The organism is Achromobacter veterisilvae (assembly GCF_037619525.1).
In the GTDB taxonomy this organism is placed as follows: domain Bacteria; phylum Pseudomonadota; class Gammaproteobacteria; order Burkholderiales; family Burkholderiaceae_B; genus Achromobacter; species Achromobacter veterisilvae.
The window spans coordinates 2,091,655-2,111,382 of sequence record NZ_CP148753.1 but is presented as its reverse complement, the minus strand read 5'-3'; the positions used below and the strand labels follow the sequence as shown (position 1 = coordinate 2,111,382).

Below are 19,728 nucleotides of genomic sequence, written 5' to 3'. Positions count from 1 at the left end.
GCCTGCTTTTTGTCCATATTATAGACACAAGCCTCACAATATAGGCAATTATTCCATATCGCCGCGCTCGGAACCAGCGACGGGTCGTCGCTCGGGCAGGCCTCTTCCCTCAGGCTACGATACCGTCCATGAGCTCTCACATTCGCATCGTTGGCGCCCGCCAGAACAATCTCAAGAACCTGGACTTGACCATCGCCACCGGCGAACTGGTCGTCGTGACCGGCGTATCGGGGTCCGGCAAGAGTTCCCTGGCTTTCGACACCCTGTACGCCGAGGGGCAGCGCCGGTACGTGGAAACCTTCTCGCCCTATGCGCGCCAGTTCCTGGACCGCATGGACAAGCCGCAGGTGGACCGCATCGAAGGCATCCTGCCCGCCATCGCCATCGACCAGACCAATCCGGTGCGCAGTTCGCGCAGCACGGTCGGCACGATGACCGAACTGAACGACCACCTGAAACTGCTGTTCGCGCGCGGCGCCAAGCTGTACTGCCGCGGCTGCGGCAAGGTGGTGCGGCGCGATACGCCGGACTCGGTCTGTCATTCGCTGGCCGAACGCGCCGCGGCCGCCGGCGATCCGCGCCTGGTCGTGACGTTCCCGATCGCCGTGCCCGCCAACTTCACCGAAGAAGAAGTCCGCGGCTTCCTGGAACAGCAGGGCTACACGCGCGTGCATGCCGAAGAGAACGCGACGGTCCGCGCCGCGGCGCCGGCCAAGGGCGCCAAGAAAGCCAAGGGCGCGAAGGCCGCCGCCGAATCGCGCCGCATCCTGCACGTGGTCCAGGACCGCTTCCGCTTCGCCGGCACCGAACGCGAGCGCGTCATGGAAGCGCTGGATACCGCGCTTCGCATGGGCGCAGGCCACCTGGCCGTCTACGCGGTGGACGCCGAGGGCGGCAACGCCCACGTCTGGAAGTACAGCGACCGCCTGCATTGCGCCGACTGCGACATCGAATACACCGACCCGCTGCCCAGCAGCTTCTCGTTCAATTCGCCGCTGGGCGCGTGCGAAGCCTGCCGCGGCTTCGGCCGCGTGATCGGCATCGACTTCGGGCTGGTCATCCCGGACGAGAACAAGACCCTGCTGGAAGGCGCCATCAAGCCGTGGACGACCCCGTCCTACAAGGAATGCCAGGACGAACTGCAGAAGTACGCGCCGAAGGCCGGCGTTCCGCTGGGCGTGCCCTGGAAGAAGATGAGCGAAGAGCACAAGCGCTGGGTGCTCTACGGCACGCCCGACTGGAAGGGCGGCAGCGATGCCTGGAAGCATCAGTGGTACGGCGTGCAGCGCTTCTTCGACTGGCTGGAAACCAAGTCCTACAAGATGCACGTGCGCGTGCTGCTGTCGAAATACCGCAGCTACACGCCCTGCCCCACCTGCAACGGCGCGCGGCTCAAGCCCGACGCGCTGCTGTGGCGCCTGGGCACCAAGGAAGAGGCCGACACCGTGCTGCCGCCGGAAGACGGCCGCTACAAGCGCTTCATGCCCGTGGGCGCCAACTGGACCCGCGAACAACTGAACGGCCTGGGCGGCCTGTCCATCCATGACGTGATGCTGCTGCCCATCGAACGGGTGCGGCTGTTCTTCGACACGCTGTCCTTCTCCGGCGCGCTGGACGCCGCCACCGACCTGCTCATGACCGAGGTCCGCGCGCGCCTCAAGTTCCTGTGCGACGTGGGCCTGGGCTACCTGACGCTGGACCGCCAGAGCCGCACGCTGTCGGGCGGCGAAGTGCAGCGCATCAACCTGACCACGGCGCTGGGCACCTCGCTGGTGAACACGCTGTTCGTGCTGGACGAGCCCTCCATCGGCCTGCACCCGCGCGACATGCACCGGGTCGTCGAAGTCATGCACCGGCTGCGCAACGCCGGCAACACGCTGGTGGTGGTGGAGCACGATCCGCAGGTCATGGTGGCCGCGGACCGCATCATCGACATCGGCCCCGGCCCCGGCGAACGCGGCGGCCGCATCGTGTTCGACGGCACGCCCGCGCAACTGCGGGCGGCGCATACCCTGACCGGCGACTACCTCGGCGGGCGCCAGCGCGTGGAAGCGCCGCGGCCCATGCCCGTGGCGGCGAACACGCCGCGCCTGCTGCTCGAAGGCGTCACCGCCCACAACCTGAAGGGCGTTTCCGTCGAACTGCCGCTGGGCCGGCTGGTCTGCGTGACCGGCGTGTCCGGATCGGGCAAGTCCACCCTGGTGCAGGACGTGCTGTACCCCGCCCTGCTGAAACAGAAAGGCCGGCCGTCGGAAGCGCCCGGCCCGTTCGAGCGCCTGCTGGGCGCGGAGCAGATCGCGGACGTCGTCATGGTGGACCAGACGCCCATCGGCAAGACGGCCCGCTCCAACCCGGCCAGCTACGTGGGCGCGTTCGACGCCATCCGCAAACTGTTCTCCCAGGCGCCGCTGGCGCGCGAGCGCGCCTATACGGCGGGCACGTTCAGCTTCAACGGCGGCGACGGCCGCTGCCCCACCTGCGGCGGCACCGGCTTCGAACACGTGGAAATGCAGTTCCTGTCGGACGTCTACCTGCGCTGCCCGGATTGCGACGGCAAGCGCTTCCGCCCCGAAGTGCTGGAAGTGCGCGTCGAGCACCTGGGCAAGAGCGCGTCCATCGACGAAGTGCTGGAAATGACCGTCAGCGAGGCCCTGGACTTCTTCAAGGGCCTGCGCGACGTGCAGACCGGCCTGGCGCCGCTGGCCGACGTGGGCCTGGAATACGTGCGCCTGGGCCAGCCCGTGCCGACCCTGTCGGGCGGCGAGGCGCAGCGGCTGAAACTGGCGGGCCACCTGGCCGAGGCGGCGCGCAGCGGCATCTCCACCGCCAAGGTCGCCAAGAAGGGCAGCCTGTTCCTCTTCGACGAACCCACCACCGGCCTGCACTTCGACGACGTGGCGCGCCTGATGCGCGCCTTCCGCAAGCTGCTGGCCGCCGGCCACACGCTGCTGGTCATCGAACACAACCTGGACGTCATCCGCGCGGCCGACTGGCTGATCGACCTGGGCCCCGAAGGCGGCGACGCCGGCGGCCAGGTCATCGGCGTGGGCACGCCGCAGGACCTGATGGACAACCCGCAATCGCACACGGGCGCCGCGCTGCGCGACTACGAAGTCAGCATCCTGCCCGCGGACGTGGTCGTCACCAGCGACGCCGACGCGCAGGAAGTCGAACAGGCCGGCCTGACCGCCCGCATCGCCGAACCCGGCGCGGCCTACGGGGCCGGCATGGGCACGCCGCTGCAATCCCTGGTGCGCGCGCGCCGCCAGGACAACATGGCGATCGAGATCCGCAACGCCCGCGAGCACAACCTGAAGAACGTCAGCGTGGAAATCCCGCGCGACAAGTTCACCGTCATCACCGGCGTGTCCGGCTCGGGCAAGTCCACGCTGGCCTTCGACATTCTGTTCAACGAGGGCCAGCGCCGCTACCTGGAATCGCTCAACGCGTACGCGCGCGCCATCGTGCAGCCGGCCGGCAAGCCGGACGTGGACGCCATCTTCGGCATCCCGCCCACCGTGGCCATCGAGCAGCGCACCAGCCGCGGGGGCCGCAAGTCCACCGTGGCCACGATGACGGAAATCCACCATTTCCTGCGGCTGCTGTACGTCAAACTGGGCACGCAGTACTGCCCCGACTGCAACGTGGCGGTCGAACCCCAGAACGCGGACCAGATCGTGGCGCGGCTGCTGCGCGAGCACAAGGGCGAGCACATCGGCCTGCTGTCGCCGCTGGTCACCGCGCGCAAGGGCTACTACACGGACCTGGCCAAGTGGGCTGGATCCAAGGGCCACACGCACCTGCGCGTGGACGGCGAGTTCATCCCGGTCGCGCCCTGGCCGCGCCTGGACCGCTACAAGGAACACACGATCGAACTGCCCGTGGCCGACGTGGTCGTGGACCCGGCCAACGAAGCCGGCCTGCGCGCGGCGGTCAAGAGCGCGCTGGAGAACGGCCAGGGCGTCATGTCCATCGTCTGGCCCGTGAACAAGCTGCATGAAGCGCTGAACAGCGAATTGCAGCAACAGCATTTCTCGGTCAAGCGCGCCTGCCCGTCCTGCGGCACCAGCTTCCCCGAACCCGATCCGCGCCTGTTCTCGTACAACTCCAAGCACGGCTGGTGCACGGGCTGCTTCGGCACGGGCCTGCAACTGCAAGGCTTCGACGAAGAACAGACCGGCGAGGAAACCGCCTGGAACGCCTGGTACGAAGGCGAGGCCAAGGTCTGCACCGTCTGCGACGGCGAGCGCCTGAACCGCGTGGCCCGGGCCGTGCGCTGGCGCGACAAGTCGATCGCGGAGCTGGCCTCGCTGCCCGTGTCGGACGCGCACACCTTCTTCACCGGCCTGGTGGCGCGCGGGCGCGAAGGCGAGATCGCCCGCGACATCCTCGCGGAAATCCGCGGCCGCCTGAACTTCATGCAGGAAGTGGGCCTGAACTACCTGGCGCTGGACCGCGCCGCGCCCACGCTTTCCGGCGGCGAGGCGCAGCGCATCCGCCTGGCCGCGCAACTGGGCTCCAACCTCCAGGGCGTGTGCTACGTACTGGACGAGCCCACCATCGGCCTGCATCCGCGCGACAACCGCATCCTGCTGGACGCGCTGGCGCGCCTGGAAGGCAACGGCAATACGCTGGTGGTGGTGGAGCACGACGACGACACCATCCGGCGCGCCTCGCACATCATCGACATCGGCCCGGGCGCGGGCATCCGCGGCGGCCGCGTGGTGGCGCAAGGCACGGCGCAGGACCTGATCGAGGCGCCCGAATCCGTCACCGGACGCTACCTGGCCAAGCCGCTGACGCATCCGCTGCAGGGCCGCCGGGCGGTGGAGGCCGACACGCCCATGATCGAGATCAAGGGCGCGCGCCTGCACAATCTGCGCAGCGTGGACGCGAAGATTCCGGTCGGGCGCCTGAGCGTGGTGACCGGCGTTTCCGGCTCGGGCAAATCGACGCTGGCGCGCGAAGTGCTGCTGGACAACCTGACGCAGGCCGTCTCGAAGGGCAAGGCGCCGGGCTGGGCGGGCTGCGAGAGCATCAAGGGCTGGGAAGCCATCGACCGCGTCCTCGAAGTGGACCAGACGCCCATCGGCAAGACGCCGCGCTCGTGCCCGGCCACCTATGTGGGCTTCTGGGACGACGTTCGCAAGCAGTTCGCCGATACCCGCGAAGCGCGCATGCGCGGCTGGACGGCGGCGCGCTTCTCGTTCAACACCGGCGACGGCCGCTGCCCGATCTGCGAAGGCCAGGGCATGCGCACCATCGAAATGAACTTCCTGCCCGACGTGAAGGTGCCTTGCGACGGCTGCAACGGCGCGCGCTTCAACAGCGACACGCTCAGCGTGCAGATGCGCGGCAAGAACGCCGGCGAACTCCTGGCCATGGAAGTGGACGACGCCATCGGCTACTTCGCGGCGCACCCCAAGATCCACCGCCCCTTGCAGCTCATGCAGGACGTGGGCCTGGGCTACCTGACCCTGGGGCAGCCCTCGCCCACCCTGTCCGGCGGCGAAGCCCAGCGCATCAAGCTGGTGACCGAACTGTCCAAGGCCCGGCTGACCGACGGCCTGATCAAGACCGGCCGCGCTTCCCGCATCCCCCACACGCTGTACGTGCTGGACGAGCCCACCGTCGGCCTGTCCATGGCCGACGTGGAAAAGCTGATCCACGTGCTGCACCGCCTGGTGGAAGCGGGCAATACGGTGGTGGTGATCGAACACAACCTGGACGTGATCGCCGAAGCCGATTGGCTGCTGGACCTGGGCCCCGAAGGCGGCACGGGCGGCGGAAGGCTGGTGGGCGAAGGGTCGCCCGAACACGTCATGACCCTGAGCGACCATTCCCACACGGGGCGGGTCCTGAAGGAATTCCTGGCACATCAACAGCAGTAAGAAGCATGGAATGTCGTTTTGAAGACCGGCTGGCCGGCCGCGCGCTGCGGCTGGAGGGCTTTTGTTCGCGGATCGAGGCGCGCGCCGCCGCCGAAGTCGCCCCCGCGCTGGCCGCCATCGAGGCGGCGCGGCGGCAGGGGCGATGGGTGGCGCTTCTGCTGGACTATGAACTGGGCGAATGGCTGCTGCCCGAAGCCACGCTGCCGCCGCCCACCGGCGATTGGACGCCGCCGCGCGGCGACGGCGGACCCCGCCTGACCGCGCTGGTGTTCGAGCGCAAGGCGGACGAAGCGCCCTGGGACGCCCCGGATGCCGGCAGCGCGCCCGCGTCCATCAGCCTGCCGGCGCCGCGCATGACCGAGCCGGAGTACGCGCGGCGGATCGACGCGATCCGCGCGCTGATCGGCGACGGCGAGCTGTACCAGGTGAATTTCACCCAGCCGCTGGACCTGCGCTACCAGGGCGACCCCGCCGCGCTGTACCGGCGCATCGCCGCCCGCAATCCGGTGGCGCACGGCGCCTTCATCCAGGACGGCGCGCGCACGGTGCTGTCTTTTTCGCCCGAACTGTTCGTGCGCCGCGACGGCCCGCGCCTGACCACGCGCCCCATGAAGGGAACGGCCCCGCGCCACGCCGACCCGGCCGAAGACGAACGGCTGGGCCAGGCGCTGCTGGCCAGCGGGAAGAACCGCGCCGAGAACCTGATGATCGTCGATCTGCTGCGCAACGATCTCGGCCGGCTGGCCGAACCGGGCTCGGTCCAGGTGGACGCGCTGTTCTCGCTGGAGCGCTACCCCACCGTCTGGACCATGACGTCCACCGTGTCCGCGCTGGCGCCCCGCGCCAGCCTGGAGGACGTGCTGCGCGCGCTGTTTCCCTGCGGGTCCATCACCGGCGCCCCCAAGGTGGCGGCCATGCGCCGGATCCGCCAGATGGAGGCGGCGCCGCGCCGCCTGTACTGCGGCAGCATCGGCTGGCTGGCGCCGGACGGCGATTTTTCGCTGAACGTCGCGATCCGCACGCTGGTGCTGGATGGGTCCGGCCAGGGGGTCTACAGCGTGGGCGGCGGCATCGTGCACGACTCCGACCCCGCGGAAGAATGGCAGGAATGCCACTGGAAGGCCCGGATTTTGCGGGCCTGAGCGCCCAGGCGGAGGCCGCGGTAGTAGGATAGAGCGCGGCCGTCCCTAGGAGAGTCCCATGCAACCCGAACTGATCGAGACCATCCTGGTCGATGCCGAACGCCGCGTGCCGCTGCTGGCCCGCCACCTCAAGCGCCTGGAGGCGTCCTGCAAGGACCTCGGCTACGGCTGGGGCGGGCGCGCCGTGGAAGGCGACATCATGATCACGGCGCTGGGCCTGGCGACCCCGGGGCCGCACCGCCTGCGGCTGCTGGTGTCGCGCGACGGCAGCCGCAGCATCCAGACCGCCGTCCTGCCTCCCCTGCCCGCCGGGCAGGAAGCCATGCTGGCGCCCGAGGCGCTGCGTTCGTCCGAACCGCTGCTGCGCTACAAGACCACCTACCGGCCCTGGTACACCAAGACCATCGAATGGCTGCCCTCGCATCCGCACATCTTCGACCTGCTCTACCTGAACGAGCGCGGCGAACTGTGCGAAGGCAGCCGCAGCAACGTCTACCTGCGCCTGGACGGCGACTGGTACACGCCGCCCGTGGACAGCGGCTGCCTGCCCGGCGTGCAGCGCGCCGAACTGCTGGACAGCGGCGAGGTCGAGGAACGCGTCCTGACCCTGGCCGACCTGCACGCCGCCGACGAAATCCGCCTGTCCAACGCGCTGCGCGGCTGGTTCCCTGTGGTGCTGCGCCACTCCTGACGATCGTCCGGGAGCGGCATGGCGCCGATTGCCAAACCGGCGCGCGTGAATAATAATTGATACTCATTCTTATTAAATGCTCGACGTTGGCAGCGTCCCATCGTGTCTCCCCCTCCCCGCGCGGCACCTCCCGACCTAGCAACGCTGTATAGCGACCATCACGGCTGGCTGCAGGAATGGCTGCGCCGGCGCTTGGGCAATGCGTTCGACGCGGCCGACCTGGCCCACGATACCTTTCTGCGCCTGCTGCGCAGTCTCGAACCCGTGCGCGAACCGCGCGCCTACCTCACCACCATCGCCCACGGGCTGATCGTGAACCACTGGCGCCGCCAGGACCTGGAACGCGCCTACCGCGAGACGCTGGCCACCGTGGCCGACACACAGGCCCCCTCCCCCGAGGAAGGCGCCCTGCTGCTGGAGGCGCTGTGCGAACTGGACGCGCTGCTCTGCCAGCTCAATCCCAAGGCCCGCACGGCCTTCCTCCTGGCGCAACTGGAGGGCTATACCTACGTTGAAATCGCCGCGCGCCTGGCCGTGTCCGAACGCATGGTCAAGAAATACATGGCGCAGGCGATGCTGCATTGCCTGACCGCGGGCAGGGCGCACGCACCGTGATCCCCGCCGCGCCCAGCTTCAAGGTGCTGCAGGAAGCCGCCGAGTGGTTCGCCGTGCTGGGCGCGCCGGCGGTGGACGCCGCGCAGCGCCAGCGCTGGCGCCAGTGGCACGACGCCGATCCGGCCCACCAGTTGGCCTGGAGCCAGGTCGAAGCCATCAGCGGTAAATTCCTGGACCTGCCGGGGTCCGGCAAACCCATGGCCCACCGGGTGCTGGACGCCGCCGCGGCCGGCCAGGCCCGACGCCGCCGGGCCTTGAAAATGCTGGCCTTGCTGTGCGCGGGCGGCGTCGGATCATGGGGCGCCCTACAAGCCGTGCCGTGGCGCCAGTGGGCCGCCTCCCATCACACCGGCCTGGGGGAACGCCACGAAATCCGCCTGGCCGACGGCGCCAGCATCTGGCTCAACACCGACAGCGCGATCGACGTGGACTACAGCGCGGACCTGCGCCGCATTCGCTTGGTAGCGGGCGAAATCCTGGTCGCCACCGCCCCCGACATCCAGTCGCCGCCGCGCCCCTTCGTGGTCGACACCGCGCAAGCGCGGCTGCGCGCGCTGGGTACCCGCTACGGCATCTACCAGCAGGAAGACGCCAGCGTGGTCGCGGTGTTCGAAGGCGCCGTGCGGGTCGAACCGACGAGCGAGGGCGCCGCCGGCAGCATCCTGCATGCGGGCGAGCAGGCGCGCATCACCCGGTCTGGCGCCGGCCCCGTCGAGGCTGCCGCCACCGCCCGCCGCTCCTGGGCCGAGGGACTGATCGTCGCCGAAAACATGCGCCTGGGCGATTTCGTGGAAGAACTGTCGCGCTACCGCCGCGGTTATCTGGGCTGCGCGCCCGCGATCGCCGACCTGCGCATCGTGGGCACCTACGCGACGGCCGACACGCGCCAGGTTCTGGCGACGCTGGAGGCGACGCTGCCGGTGCGCGTGCGCATGCCCATGCCGTGGTGGACCGTGCTGGAGCCCCGCTAGCCCTCCCGCCGCGGCCCCGCGCCCGTGGCGCGCCATCGCCGGGAAGTTCCCCTTTTCGCTTGCTCGATTGGCATACGGGGTGAAACCACACGCTTTCACTTCCAGCCCGGGCCGAACCATGCACATGCCTTTCCTTTCCCCCCGTTCCACACGCCGGCGCGCAACCGCGCGCCTGCCGGCCGCCGCCGCGATCGCCGCCGCCGCGCTCATCGGCCTGGCCGCGCCCTGCGCCTTGCAGGCGCAGACTCCGCGCGCCTCGCCCGCGCCGGACGAGCGCGACTACGACATTCCTGCCGGCGAACTGAGCCGCGTGCTGACCGAGTTCGCCGTGCAGGCCGGCATCCAGGTCTCGGTAGAGGCCTCGCTCACAACCGGGCGCCAGAGCCCGGGATTGCGGGGAAGGCAATCGGCCTGGTCGGGCCTGAACGCCATCCTGGCCGGCACCGGCCTGCGGCCGGAGCGGCGCGGCAACGCCTACACGGTGCGTCCGGCGCCGGCGGTCGACGCCGTCACCCTGCCCGGCATTACCGTACAGGGCAACACCGCCGCCGCCCTGCAGCAAGAGGGGCTGGCCAGCGACGGCTACCGCGTCTCGACCATCTCCTCCACGGGCGCGCTGGGCCGCATGGAGTTGCGCAATGCCCCCTATTCGTTCAGCGTCGTGCCGCGCGAACTACTGCAGAACGTCCAGGCGCAGTCGCCCGACGACGTGTACAAGATCAACCCGTCGACCATGACGCAGACGCCGCAGCTCAGCGGCTGGGCGCCGATGGTCAAGATCCGCGGCTTCAACAGCTACGATCGGGCCGAGGAAGGCCTGCGCCGCTCGTTCGGTTTCGCCGCCTCGCTCGAAGACAAGGAGCGCGTCGAGGTCCTGAGCGGCCTGTCGGGCTTTCTCTACGGCGCGGCCTCGCCCGGCGGCATGGTGAACTACGTCCACAAGCGGCCCACGCCGGAGCGCCTGAACAGCATCACGGCGGGCAATTACGGCGGCGGCCAATACTATGTGCACGGCGACTTCGGCGGCCCTTTCGACAGCAACGGCAAGATCGGCTATCGCGTGAACCTGGTGCGCCAGAATGGCGACACCGCCGTGGACGACCAGAAGATCGACCGCAGCCTGGCGAGCCTGGCGCTGGATTTCAATATCACCGACCGCTTCAAGCTGGAACTCGGCGCCTCTTACAGCGACTACAAGATGACGGCCCCCACGGCGTACTGGTTCGTCCGCGATGACCTTTCCCGTCCCAAGGCGCCGGACGCCGGCAAGAACTGGGGCCAGCCCTGGATCCACGATGAAACCGAAAGCCGGAAGTGGATGGCCCGCATGACCTACGAGGCCAGCGACCACCTGACGCTGCGCGTCGCGCATCTGCGCGAATACCAGGACAGGCCCGTCCAGTACCACACCATGAACTCGCTGCGCTCGTCCACCCAATACGCGCAATTGCGGCAGAAGGTCGGGCCGACCAGCACCGAATCCGAAGCCTGGCAGGCCCTGGCGGACATTTCATTCGACACCGGACCGATAGCCCACCAGATCACCATGGGCTACTACGGATACATGGACAAGCAGTGGCAATCCACCTACTTCCCCAGCACCGGCTATGTCGGCCCGTACAGCCTGGACTCGCCGACGCATGTGCCGGAACCTGCCTGGCCGTCCGACGCTTCCGCAAGAACTTACTACGCCAGCCGCATCCGCAACGACAATTTCATGATCGGCGACCTGATCCGCTTCAACGAACAATGGTCCGTCCTGGCGGGCGTCAATCGCAGCACCATCAAGGCGATGGAGCGCGACGAGAACGGCGCCGCCAGCCAACCCGACTACGATCGCGGGCTGACCTCGCCGAACGTGTCGCTGATGTTCATGCCCACGCCCTGGCTGACGGCCTACGCCACCTACCTCGAAGGCCTGGAACAAGGCGGCGTGGCGCCCGACGAGGCGGTCAACCGCGGGCAAGTCCTGTCGCCCATGCGCAGCAAACAGCGCGAACTGGGGCTGAAGGCCGAGTTGGGCGGCGTGCTGGTGAGCGGCGCGCTGTTCGACATCGAGAAAGCCTATGAATACGCCAACGACGCGAATGTGTACGTACAGAGCGGCACCCAACGCCATCGCGGCGCCGAAGTCTCGGCAGTGGGCAAAGTCACGGATGCCTGGACCGTGGTGGGCGGCGCGACGCTGCTGACGGCCCGCGTCGAAGGCAGCGACAATGACGGCAATGCCCCGATCAACGTGCCCAAGCTGACGGCCAAACTGTATTCGGAATACGCGCTTCCATTCGCTCCCGGCCTCAGCCTGACCGGCGGCGTCTATTACGTCGGCAAGCAGTGGGCCACGGCCACCAACACCAGCCGGCTGCCCTCGTACACGACCTTCGATCTCGGCCTGCGCTACGCGACCAAGGTAACGGGCCGGCCTCTCACGCTGCGCCTGAACGTCAACAACGTGGCCAACCGGAGCTACTGGCTCAACAGCTACTACCTGGGCAGCCCGCGCAGCATCGCGCTGTCGGCCCAGATGCAGTTCTGAGAACTCAGTCGGCAAACTCGTCGACCACCACTTGCCGCAGCCACTGGTTGGCCGGCTCGCGGTGGTTGCGGGCGTGCCAGAACACGTTGATGACCGACTCCGGGATCTTCACCGGACAGGCGGTCGTGGCCAGGTCGAACGGCCCGCAGGCGCAATCCGCGAAACGCCGCGGCACCACCGCGATCATGTCGGTGGCCTGCAACACCGGCCCCACCGCCATGAAATGCGGCACCGTCAGGCGCACGCGCCGGCGGATGCCGGCCTGCCCGATCACCTCGTCCACCACGCCGTGGCCGGTGCCTTCCGACACGATGGCCACGTGCTCCGCCGCGCGGAACTGCCTGGCCGATACGCCGGTGCGCGCCAGGGGATGGTCGCGCCGGAAGATGCAGACATAGGGCTGGCGGAACAGCAGCCGCTGGAAAAAGCCGCTTTTCAGGCCGGGCAGGAAGCCCATGGCCAGGTCGATCCGGCCGCGCTCCATCTCGTCTTTCACATCGATCGAGGTCGTGCGCACGGTGCGGACGGTGACGCCCGGCGCGGCGCGCTCCAGGGCGCGCATCAGCCGGGGCAGGAAGTAGGTCTCGCCCACGTCGTTCACGCCGACCACGAACGCGCGCTCGCTGTGCGCGGGATCGAACGCGGCGCGGGCGTTCAGCGTGCTGTGCAGTGCGTCCAGGGCATCGGCGATCGGCCGCGCCAGCGCTTCGGCGTAGGGCGTGGGCACCATGCCGCGCGAGGTCCGCAGGAACAGCTCGTCGCCCAGCAGCTTGCGCAGCCGGCCCAGCGCATTGCTGACCCCGGGCTGCGAAATGCCCAGGCTCTCCGCCACGGCCGATACCCGGCCGTGTTTCCGCAGTTCGTTGAAGACGACCAGCAGGTTCAGGTCCACGTCTTGCAGGTTCATGCGCTTGTCTCCACCAATATTTGTTTTGGTGATTTATCTCATCATGCAGATTCTATTTATTTATTTCATAGCCTGCCCGATCATGCGACAAACGCCCGCGCCCATGCCGCGCGGGCTCTGCCCGGCCGTCCCGCGGCCAGCCGAACCAAGGAGACCCGCCATGCATTCCTGTACGCCGCCCTGGGAAGGGGACAGCTCCCACCGCATTCCGTTCGGCGTCTACACCGACGCCGCCCTGCACCAGCGCGAACTGGACCGCTTCTTCTACCGCGCGCACTGGTGCTACGTGGGCCTGGAAGCCGAGATCCCCAACCCGGGCGACTTCAAGCGCACCGCCGTGGGCGAGCGTTCGGTCATTCTGCTGCGGGACAACGACGGCCAGGTGCGCGTGGTGGAAAATGTGTGCGCCCACCGCGGCGTGCAGTTCTGCCGCGAACGCTCCGGCAACCGCGGTGAATTCGTCTGCCCCTACCACCAGTGGAACTACGACCTGCAAGGCAACCTGATCGGCGTGCCCTTCCGGCGCGGCGTCAAGCAGGACGGCCAGGTCAACGGCGGCATGCCGCCCGACTTCAAGCCCGAAGAACATGGCCTGACCAAGCTGGCCGTGGCCTGCCGCAACGGCGTGGTGTTCGCCTCGTTCGACCACGGCGTGGAGCCGCTGGAAGACTACCTGGGGCCGGACATCCTGCACTATTTCGACCGCGTCTTCGACGGCCGCGAGCTGGTAATCCACGGCTACAGCCGCCAGCGCATCCCGGGCAACTGGAAACTGATGCAGGAGAACATCAAGGACCCCTACCACCCCGGCCTGCTGCACACCTGGTTCGTCACCTTCGGCCTGTGGCGGGCGGACAACCGCTCCGAACTGAAGATGGACCGCCATTTCCGCCACGCCGCCATGATCTCCACCCGCGGCCAGGGCGGCAAGGGCAGCGTGACCAGCGGCGTGTCGAGCTTCAAGGAACAGATGTCGCTCCACGACGACCGCTTCCTCGACATCGTGCCGGAGCCGTGGTGGAACGGCCCGACCGCCGTGCTGATGACGCTGTTTCCCAGCGTCGTCATCCAGCAGCAGGTGAATTCGCTGTCCACCCGCCACATCCAGCCGGTGGGCCACGACGCCTTCGATTTCGTCTGGACGCACTTCGGCTTCGCCGACGACACGCCCGAGATGACGCGCCGCCGCCTGCGCCAGGCCAATCTGTTCGGCCCGGCGGGCTTCGTGTCCGCGGACGACGGCGAGGTCATCGAGTTCTCGCAATCGGGCTTCGAGCAGAAGCCCTGGCACCGCAGCGTGGCGGAGCTGGGCGGCAAGACGGCCGAGAACACCGGCCACATGGTGACCGAAACGCTGATCCGCGGCATGTACGCGTACTGGCGGCGGGTGATGGAGGCCTGACGATGCTGGACTTTCCCCTCTACTACCAACTGACCTGCCTGTACAACGACTACGCCGCCGCGCTGGACGCGGAGGAATGGGAGAAATGGCCAGACTTCTTCCTGGAGGACTGCGTGTACAAGGTGCTGCCGCGCGAAAACCACGAGCGCGGCTATCCCCTGGCGACCATGGCCTTCGAAAGCCGCGGCATGCTGAAGGACCGCATCTACGGCGCCACCGACACGATCTTCCACGATCCCTACTACCAGCGCCACGTGGTGGGCGCGCCGCGCGTGCTGTCGGTGCAGGGCGACCGCATCGAATCCGAAGCCAACTACGCCGTGTTCCGCACCAAGCCCAGCCAGTTGACCACCGTGTTCAACGTGGGCCGCTACCAGGATGTGGTGCGCCGCGGCCCGGACGGCCTGAAGTTCGAGTCGCGGCTGTGCATCTTCGACAGCGAACTGGTGCCGAATTCGCTCATCTACCCCATCTGACCAGGACACAGCACCATGAGCATGCAATGGATCAAGGCCGTCGCGCGGGCCGACGTGCCGGAAGAGGACGTGATCGCCGTGGAGGCGGGCGGCCGCGAAATCGCGCTCTACGGCGTGGACGGCGAGGTCTACGCGACCGACAACCTCTGTACGCACGGCAATGCGCGGCTGTGCGACGGTTTCCTGACCGGGCACGAGATCGAATGCCCGCTGCACCAGGGCCGTTTCGACGTGCGCGACGGCCGGGCGCTCTGTTCGCCGCTGCGCGACAACCTCGCCACCTACCCCGTCAGGATCGAGGACGGCGTGGTGTTCGTGGCGTTGTAGGGGCCGGCGCTCAGACCGCCAGCCGCAGCGCCTCGTTGGCCGCGGCCATGCCCATGGCCGCGGTCACCGTCACGACCGAGCCGTAGCCGGCGCAGGACAGGCCCTGCGGCGCCAGTGCCTGCCCCGAGGCGCCCATGTCGTCCTCGCCCTCGGTGGGCCGGGTCCAGGCGTCCGGCAGGATGGCGGGCTGGTCGAACCACAAGGCGTGGATGCCCATCTTCGGCACGCGCTTCAGGGCCCGCCCGTTCTGGTCGGAGGCGCGCGGAAAGCCGTGTTCGCGCCGCAGCTTGTTGCGCAGCTTCGACAGCAGCGCGTCGTTCACCGCCGCGGACAGGTCGCCCGCCCGCAAGGCCAGGGGGTCCGTCTTGCCTCCCGCCCCGCCGCACAGCAGCATGGGCGCGCCCAGCGCCCGCGCATGCAGGATCATCGCGATCTTGGCCGCCGCCTGGTCGGTGCAGTCGATGATGACGGTGTACGGGCCCGGCAGCACCTCGGCCACGTTGTCGGGCGACACGAAGTCGTCGACCCGCGTGAGCCGGCATTCCGGATTGATGGCCAGCACCCGTTCGGCCATCGCGTCCACCTTGGATTGCCCGAGCGTCGACGTCAGCGCGTGGATCTGCCGGTTGACGTTGGATTCGGCGATGTGGTCCAGGTCGATCAGCGTCAGCGCCCCGACCCCGCAGCGGGCCAGCGCCTCTACCGTCCAGGACCCGACGCCGCCCAGGCCGGCGACCGCGACGTGGGCGTTACGGAGGCGGGCCGGGGCTTCGGGGCCGTAGAGGCGGGAGAGGCCGCCGAAGCGGCGGTCCAGGTCGGCGGGTTCCGGGGGGTGGGCGGGGGAGTTCATGGGGTTGTATTTTATGGCAGGCGTTGTTTGTAGGGCGGAGCTTGGTTTTTAAGACGCCCGTCGCGGCGGCGCCTGGGGTGGCGCGGGTCAACGATTGCGTTGGTGTCAGACACCCGCGAGGCACCCATGCAATTTGATCGTCGTCGTTCAAGGGTGTCAGACACTAGCGCGCGGGTGCAGATCACTAGTTGTCAAAAGGCCGCCGACAGGCCCAAGTGTCTGACACCCGATGAAACGCCCTCCATGCGTTGCCGGTGCCCCGCGGGTGTCTGACACCCGCGGGGCACCCATGCAATTTGATCGTCGTCATTCAAGGGTGTCAGACACTTGCGTGGAAGTGCAGGTCACTAGTTGTCAAAAGGCCGCCGACGGACCCAGGTGTCTGACACCCGACGAAACGCCCTCCACGCCTTGCCGATGCCCCACGGGTGTCTGACACCCTCGGATATGCGTTGGTGTCAGACACCCGCGGAGCACCCATGCAACTTGACCGTCGTCGTGCAAGGGTGTCAGACACTAGCCCGCGCGTATCAAGAACCCGCCACCCCGCCAGCAAACGCCCCCGCCGCATCATCCCCACCCAGCGCCTGATACACCGTCACCTGGTTCACCAGCCGGTTCAGCATGTTCTCGTCCCGCGCGATCTCGGCCGTCCTGCGCTTTTCCTGCGCGTCCAGCCAATCCTTCAGCGGCACCGCTCCCGCCCGGTACCGCACCTCGTACAGGCTTTCCGCCTGGCGGGCCGCGCTCAGGGAAGCATCCAGTTGCGCCGCCTGGAGCGCCAGTTGCGTCCGGTTCGACAACGCGTTCTCCACGTCCGCCATCGCCTGGTACAGCGACTGCCGGAAGTTCACCACGCGTTCCTCGTAGTCCGCCTTGGAGATCTTGATGTTGAGCTGCATCTGGTTCCATTGCAGGAATGGCAACGTCAGCCCCGCCCCCAGGGATCCGATGGGGTTGCGCAGGATGTCGGACAGCGTCGGGCTCGCGCTGCCCAAGGCGCCCGTGAGGGTCAAGGGCGGATAGAAGCTGGCGCGGGTCGCGTCGACGGTGGCCAGGGCTTCCCGCAGGCGGAGTTCGGCGGCGCGCAGGTCGGGGCGGCGGCCCAGCAGTTCGGCGGGAACGCCGGCGCGGGCGTCGGGCAGCGGATACCGCGGCAAACGCGCCGGATCCGCCATGGTGCGCTCCGGCGGGCCGTCGAACAGGATGGCCAGCGCGTTCGCGTATTCCACCCGCGCCTGCACCAGCAGCGCATGGGCGGCCTGCTGGCTGGCCACGGTCTGCTCGGCCTCGGCCATTTCCAGCGCCGACGCGCCGCCCGCCGCGTACTGGGCGCGCACCAGGTCCTGCGTCTTGCGGGCGTAGGCGATGCTTTCTTCGCTGCTGGCGATGCGCTGATTGATGAAGGCGGTCTGCCAGTACAGCGTGGCGGTGGTGCCCACCAGCGACAGGGCCGCGCTCTGGCGGTCCTGTTCGGTGGCCAGCGCTTCCCATTGCGCGGCGTCGCGCTGGCGGGACAGCTTGCCCCACAGGTCCACCTCGTAGCTGACGGTCAGCTCCGCCGTGTTGTTCCGGGTGGTGAGGCGTTCGCCGCTCAGCGTGCGCGTGCGAGTGACGTTGGCGCTGCCGCCCAATTGCGGAAACAACTGGTCCTCGGACAGGCCCGCCTGGTACTGGGCCCGCCGCACTCGGATGGCGGCCGCGGCCAGGTCGTTGTTGCGCGCCAATGCGCCCTCGACCAGGCCGGTCAGCACCGGGTCGTTGAAATTCCTCCACCATGCGCCGCCTTCGGCCAGCAGGGCGGCCCGGGCGTCCGCCGCCGGGGCATGGGACCAGGCCGCGGGCACGGAGGCGGCCGGCGGCTCGTAATCGGTGCGCAGCAGGCCGCCGCAGCCGCCCAGCGCTAACAGCAGCGCCAGGGCGACGGGCTTGCAGATCAGGGAAACCGCTTTCATCGTTTTCATTCCCGGGCCAACGCCTCTACGGGATCCAGGCGCGCCGCGTTGCGCGCCGGCAAATACCCAAAAATCACCCCGATCAGCGTCGAGCACGTGAACGCCGCCACCATGGCCGCCGTGGAGTAGATCATCTTGAACGAGCCGCCCGTGGCCTTGGACACGAGCACGCCCAGCCCCAGCGACAGGAGGATGCCGATCGCCCCGCCGATCAGGCACACCAGCACCGCCTCGATCAGGAACTGCTGCATGATGTCGCTGCGCCGCGCGCCCACCGCCATGCGCACGCCGATCTCGCGGGTGCGCTCGGTCACCGACACCAGCATGATGTTCATGACGCCGATGCCGCCCACCATCAGCGAAATCAGCGCGATCATGGACACCAGCAGGGTCATCGTCGCCGTGGTGCGTTCGATGGTCTTGCGGATGGCGTCCGTGTTGAACACGAAGAAATCCTTCACCACGTGGCGGCGCGTCAGCAGGCGCACGATGGCCTGCTCCGCCGCGGCGGGCGGCGACGCGTCGTTGACGCGGACGGTGATGCTCTTCAGGTGCTGCTGGCCCAGCACCCGGGACAGCGCCGTGGTGTAGGGAACCCACACGTTCAGGGTGTCGTTGCTGCCGAACACCGTGTCCTTCTTCTGCGTCACGCCGATCACGCGGGCCGGCATGGACCCCAGGAACACCACCTGCCCGATCGGGTCGGTATGCGATCCGAACAAAGCCTTGCGCGTGCCGTCGTCGATCACTACCTCCTGGGCCCGCCGCGTCACGCTGGTGGCGTCGAAGAACTTGCCCTGGGCGAGCTTGATGGCGCGCACCCGGAAATACTGTTCGCCCACGCCCTGGATCGCGCCGTTGACGGACACGTTGCGGTAGCGCAGCGTATTGCTGGTGGAGACTTCGGGCGTCACGCTGTCCATGTAGGATTCCCGCGCCAGCGCGTCCGCGTCGGCCGCCACCAGGGTGCGGATGTTGACGGCCTTCTCGTCGCCGAAGTCCTTGCCGGGAAAGACCTCGACGGTATTGGTGCCGATTTCGCTGATGTCGTCCAGGATCTTGCGGCGCGAACCTTCGCCCAGCGCGACCACGGACACCACCGCCGCGATGCCGATGATGATGCCCAGCATGGTCAGCGAGGTGCGCAGCCGGTGCGCGTTCATGGCCAGCAGCGCCATGCGCAGGGCTTCGCCGCAACGGTCCAGGTAGGCCTGCCAGGCCGGCCGCCGGGCCAGCGCGGGCGCCTCGTCCCGCGCGGTCTCGCGGCGCGGGGCGTCGGGATTGCGATGGTCGGAGACGATTTCGCCGTCGCTGATCTCGATGATGCGCTGGGCATGGCGCGCCACGTTCATATCGTGCGTGACGATGATGATGGTGTGCCCCGCCGCGTTCAGCTCTTCCAGAATGCGCAGCACTTCCTGGCCGGTGTGCGTGTCCAGCGCGCCGGTCGGCTCGTCGGCCAGGATGATGTCGCCGCCGTTCATCAGCGCCCGCGCGATGCTCACGCGCTGCTGCTGGCCGCCGGACAACTGGCCGGGCCGGTGCCCGGACCGGTCGCCCAGCCCCAGCCGCTCCAGCAGCGCATCGGCGCGCGCCAGGCGCGCCTCGCGCCGCTTGCCGGCATAGACGGCCGGCACTTCCACGTTGCCCTGCGCCGTCAGGTCCGACAGCAGGTGATAGCGCTGGAAGATGAAGCCGAAATGCTCGCGGCGCAGTTCGGCCAGTTCGTCCGGGTCCAGGTCTCCGGTGCTGCGCCCGTCGACCCGGTATTCGCCGCGGGTGGGGCGGTCCAGGCAGCCCAGAATGTTCATGAGCGTGGACTTGCCCGACCCGGACGCGCCCACGATGGCCACCATTTCGCCGGCCTCGATGGACAGGTCGATATCCTTCAGGACCGCGATGGTCTGCTCGCCCGCGGGGAACTCGCGGCGCACGCCGGCCAGCGAGATGAGGGGCATGCCCATC

The 19,728-nt window shown here is 68.4% G+C and carries 13 protein-coding genes; 9 read left to right on the top strand and 4 right to left on the bottom strand.

Annotated features, from left to right (window positions below; genetic code table 11):
- Window positions 1-128: 128 nt before the first annotated feature.
- From uvrA to WHX56_RS09735, 6 genes are all read left to right on the top strand, one after another.
- The gene (uvrA, locus tag WHX56_RS09760) at window positions 129-5,891 is read left to right on the top strand and encodes an excinuclease ABC subunit UvrA (RefSeq protein ID WP_338881093.1); all 5,763 of its coding nucleotides are present in this window, start codon (window positions 129-131) and stop codon (window positions 5,889-5,891) included.
- A 5-nt stretch (window positions 5,892-5,896) separates the two neighbouring features.
- Window positions 5,897-7,033 carry an aminodeoxychorismate synthase component I gene (locus WHX56_RS09755; RefSeq protein WP_338881092.1) on the top strand — a complete coding sequence of 379 codons (1,137 nt, stop codon included), beginning with the start codon at window positions 5,897-5,899 and terminating at the stop codon, window positions 7,031-7,033.
- A 58-nt stretch (window positions 7,034-7,091) separates the two neighbouring features.
- Window positions 7,092-7,724, top strand: a complete 633-nt coding sequence (locus tag WHX56_RS09750) for an aminotransferase class IV family protein (protein ID WP_338881091.1) — start codon at window positions 7,092-7,094, stop codon at window positions 7,722-7,724.
- Window positions 7,725-7,826: 102 nt separating this feature from the next.
- The gene (locus tag WHX56_RS09745) at window positions 7,827-8,339 is read left to right on the top strand and encodes a sigma-70 family RNA polymerase sigma factor (protein ID WP_129239137.1); all 513 of its coding nucleotides are present in this window, start codon (window positions 7,827-7,829) and stop codon (window positions 8,337-8,339) included.
- Window positions 8,306-9,310, top strand: a complete 1,005-nt coding sequence (locus WHX56_RS09740; protein WP_338881090.1) for a FecR domain-containing protein — start codon at window positions 8,306-8,308, stop codon at window positions 9,308-9,310. Before WHX56_RS09745 ends, WHX56_RS09740 begins: the two co-directional genes overlap by 34 nt.
- Window positions 9,311-9,434: 124 nt before the next feature.
- The gene (locus tag WHX56_RS09735) at window positions 9,435-11,846 is read left to right on the top strand and encodes a TonB-dependent receptor (protein ID WP_338881089.1); all 2,412 of its coding nucleotides are present in this window, start codon (window positions 9,435-9,437) and stop codon (window positions 11,844-11,846) included.
- Window positions 11,847-11,850: 4 nt separating this feature from the next.
- On the opposite strand, the gene WHX56_RS09730 is transcribed toward WHX56_RS09735, so the two are convergent.
- The gene (locus WHX56_RS09730) at window positions 11,851-12,753 is read right to left on the bottom strand and encodes a LysR family transcriptional regulator (protein ID WP_287753648.1); all 903 of its coding nucleotides are present in this window, start codon (window positions 12,751-12,753) and stop codon (window positions 11,851-11,853) included.
- A 160-nt stretch (window positions 12,754-12,913) separates the two neighbouring features.
- On the opposite strand from WHX56_RS09730, the gene WHX56_RS09725 reads away from it, so the two are divergent.
- Genes WHX56_RS09725 through WHX56_RS09715 form a run of 3 tightly spaced genes read left to right on the top strand, consistent with a single transcriptional unit; the run spans window position 12,914 to window position 14,958 of the window.
- Entirely contained in the window at window positions 12,914-14,155 is a 1,242-nt protein-coding gene (locus WHX56_RS09725; RefSeq protein ID WP_338881088.1) for an aromatic ring-hydroxylating dioxygenase subunit alpha, read from the top strand.
- A 2-nt stretch (window positions 14,156-14,157) separates the two neighbouring features.
- Window positions 14,158-14,631: an aromatic-ring-hydroxylating dioxygenase subunit beta gene (locus WHX56_RS09720; protein WP_129239142.1), complete on the top strand. Its 474-nt coding sequence runs from the start codon at window positions 14,158-14,160 to the stop codon at window positions 14,629-14,631.
- A 15-nt stretch (window positions 14,632-14,646) separates the two neighbouring features.
- Complete coding sequence (locus tag WHX56_RS09715; RefSeq protein WP_129239143.1) at window positions 14,647-14,958, top strand: non-heme iron oxygenase ferredoxin subunit; 312 nt, start codon at window positions 14,647-14,649, stop codon at window positions 14,956-14,958.
- A 10-nt stretch (window positions 14,959-14,968) separates the two neighbouring features.
- Here WHX56_RS09715 and WHX56_RS09710 read toward each other — a convergent pair whose 3' ends face one another.
- The 3 genes from WHX56_RS09710 to WHX56_RS09700 all read right to left on the bottom strand — a co-directional run bounded on the left by WHX56_RS09710 (window position 14,969) and on the right by WHX56_RS09700 (window position 19,727).
- Window positions 14,969-15,808: a tRNA threonylcarbamoyladenosine dehydratase gene (locus WHX56_RS09710; RefSeq protein WP_287753645.1), complete on the bottom strand. Its 840-nt coding sequence runs from the start codon at window positions 15,806-15,808 to the stop codon at window positions 14,969-14,971.
- Between the two features lie 530 nt (window positions 15,809-16,338).
- A complete protein-coding gene (locus WHX56_RS09705; RefSeq protein WP_287755306.1) occupies window positions 16,339-17,763 on the bottom strand; it encodes an efflux transporter outer membrane subunit in 1,425 nt (474 codons plus the stop codon).
- Window positions 17,764-17,768: 5 nt separating this feature from the next.
- Window positions 17,769-19,727 carry a MacB family efflux pump subunit gene (locus WHX56_RS09700; protein ID WP_338881087.1) on the bottom strand — a complete coding sequence of 653 codons (1,959 nt, stop codon included), beginning with the start codon at window positions 19,725-19,727 and terminating at the stop codon, window positions 17,769-17,771.
- Window position 19,728: the final 1 nt, after the last annotated feature.

Excerpts from the sequence above, each read along its gene's own strand:
- uvrA (WP_338881093.1), top strand. The coding sequence starts at position 129 with ATGAGCTCTCACATTCGCATCGTTGGCGCCCGCCAGAACAATCTCAAG.
- WHX56_RS09755 (WP_338881092.1), top strand. The coding sequence starts at position 5,897 with ATGGAATGTCGTTTTGAAGACCGGCTGGCCGGCCGCGCGCTGCGGCTG.
- WHX56_RS09750 (WP_338881091.1), top strand. The coding sequence starts at position 7,092 with ATGCAACCCGAACTGATCGAGACCATCCTGGTCGATGCCGAACGCCGC.
- WHX56_RS09735 (WP_338881089.1), top strand. The coding sequence starts at position 9,435 with ATGCCTTTCCTTTCCCCCCGTTCCACACGCCGGCGCGCAACCGCGCGC.
- WHX56_RS09730 (WP_287753648.1), bottom strand. The coding sequence starts at position 12,753 with ATGAACCTGCAAGACGTGGACCTGAACCTGCTGGTCGTCTTCAACGAA.
- WHX56_RS09725 (WP_338881088.1), top strand. The coding sequence starts at position 12,914 with ATGCATTCCTGTACGCCGCCCTGGGAAGGGGACAGCTCCCACCGCATT.
- WHX56_RS09720 (WP_129239142.1), top strand. The coding sequence starts at position 14,158 with ATGCTGGACTTTCCCCTCTACTACCAACTGACCTGCCTGTACAACGAC.
- WHX56_RS09715 (WP_129239143.1), top strand. The coding sequence starts at position 14,647 with ATGAGCATGCAATGGATCAAGGCCGTCGCGCGGGCCGACGTGCCGGAA.
- WHX56_RS09710 (WP_287753645.1), bottom strand. The coding sequence starts at position 15,808 with ATGAACTCCCCCGCCCACCCCCCGGAACCCGCCGACCTGGACCGCCGC.
- WHX56_RS09705 (WP_287755306.1), bottom strand. The coding sequence starts at position 17,763 with ATGAAAGCGGTTTCCCTGATCTGCAAGCCCGTCGCCCTGGCGCTGCTG.
- WHX56_RS09700 (WP_338881087.1), bottom strand. The coding sequence starts at position 19,727 with ATGGGCATGCCCCTCATCTCGCTGGCCGGCGTGCGCCGCGAGTTCCCC.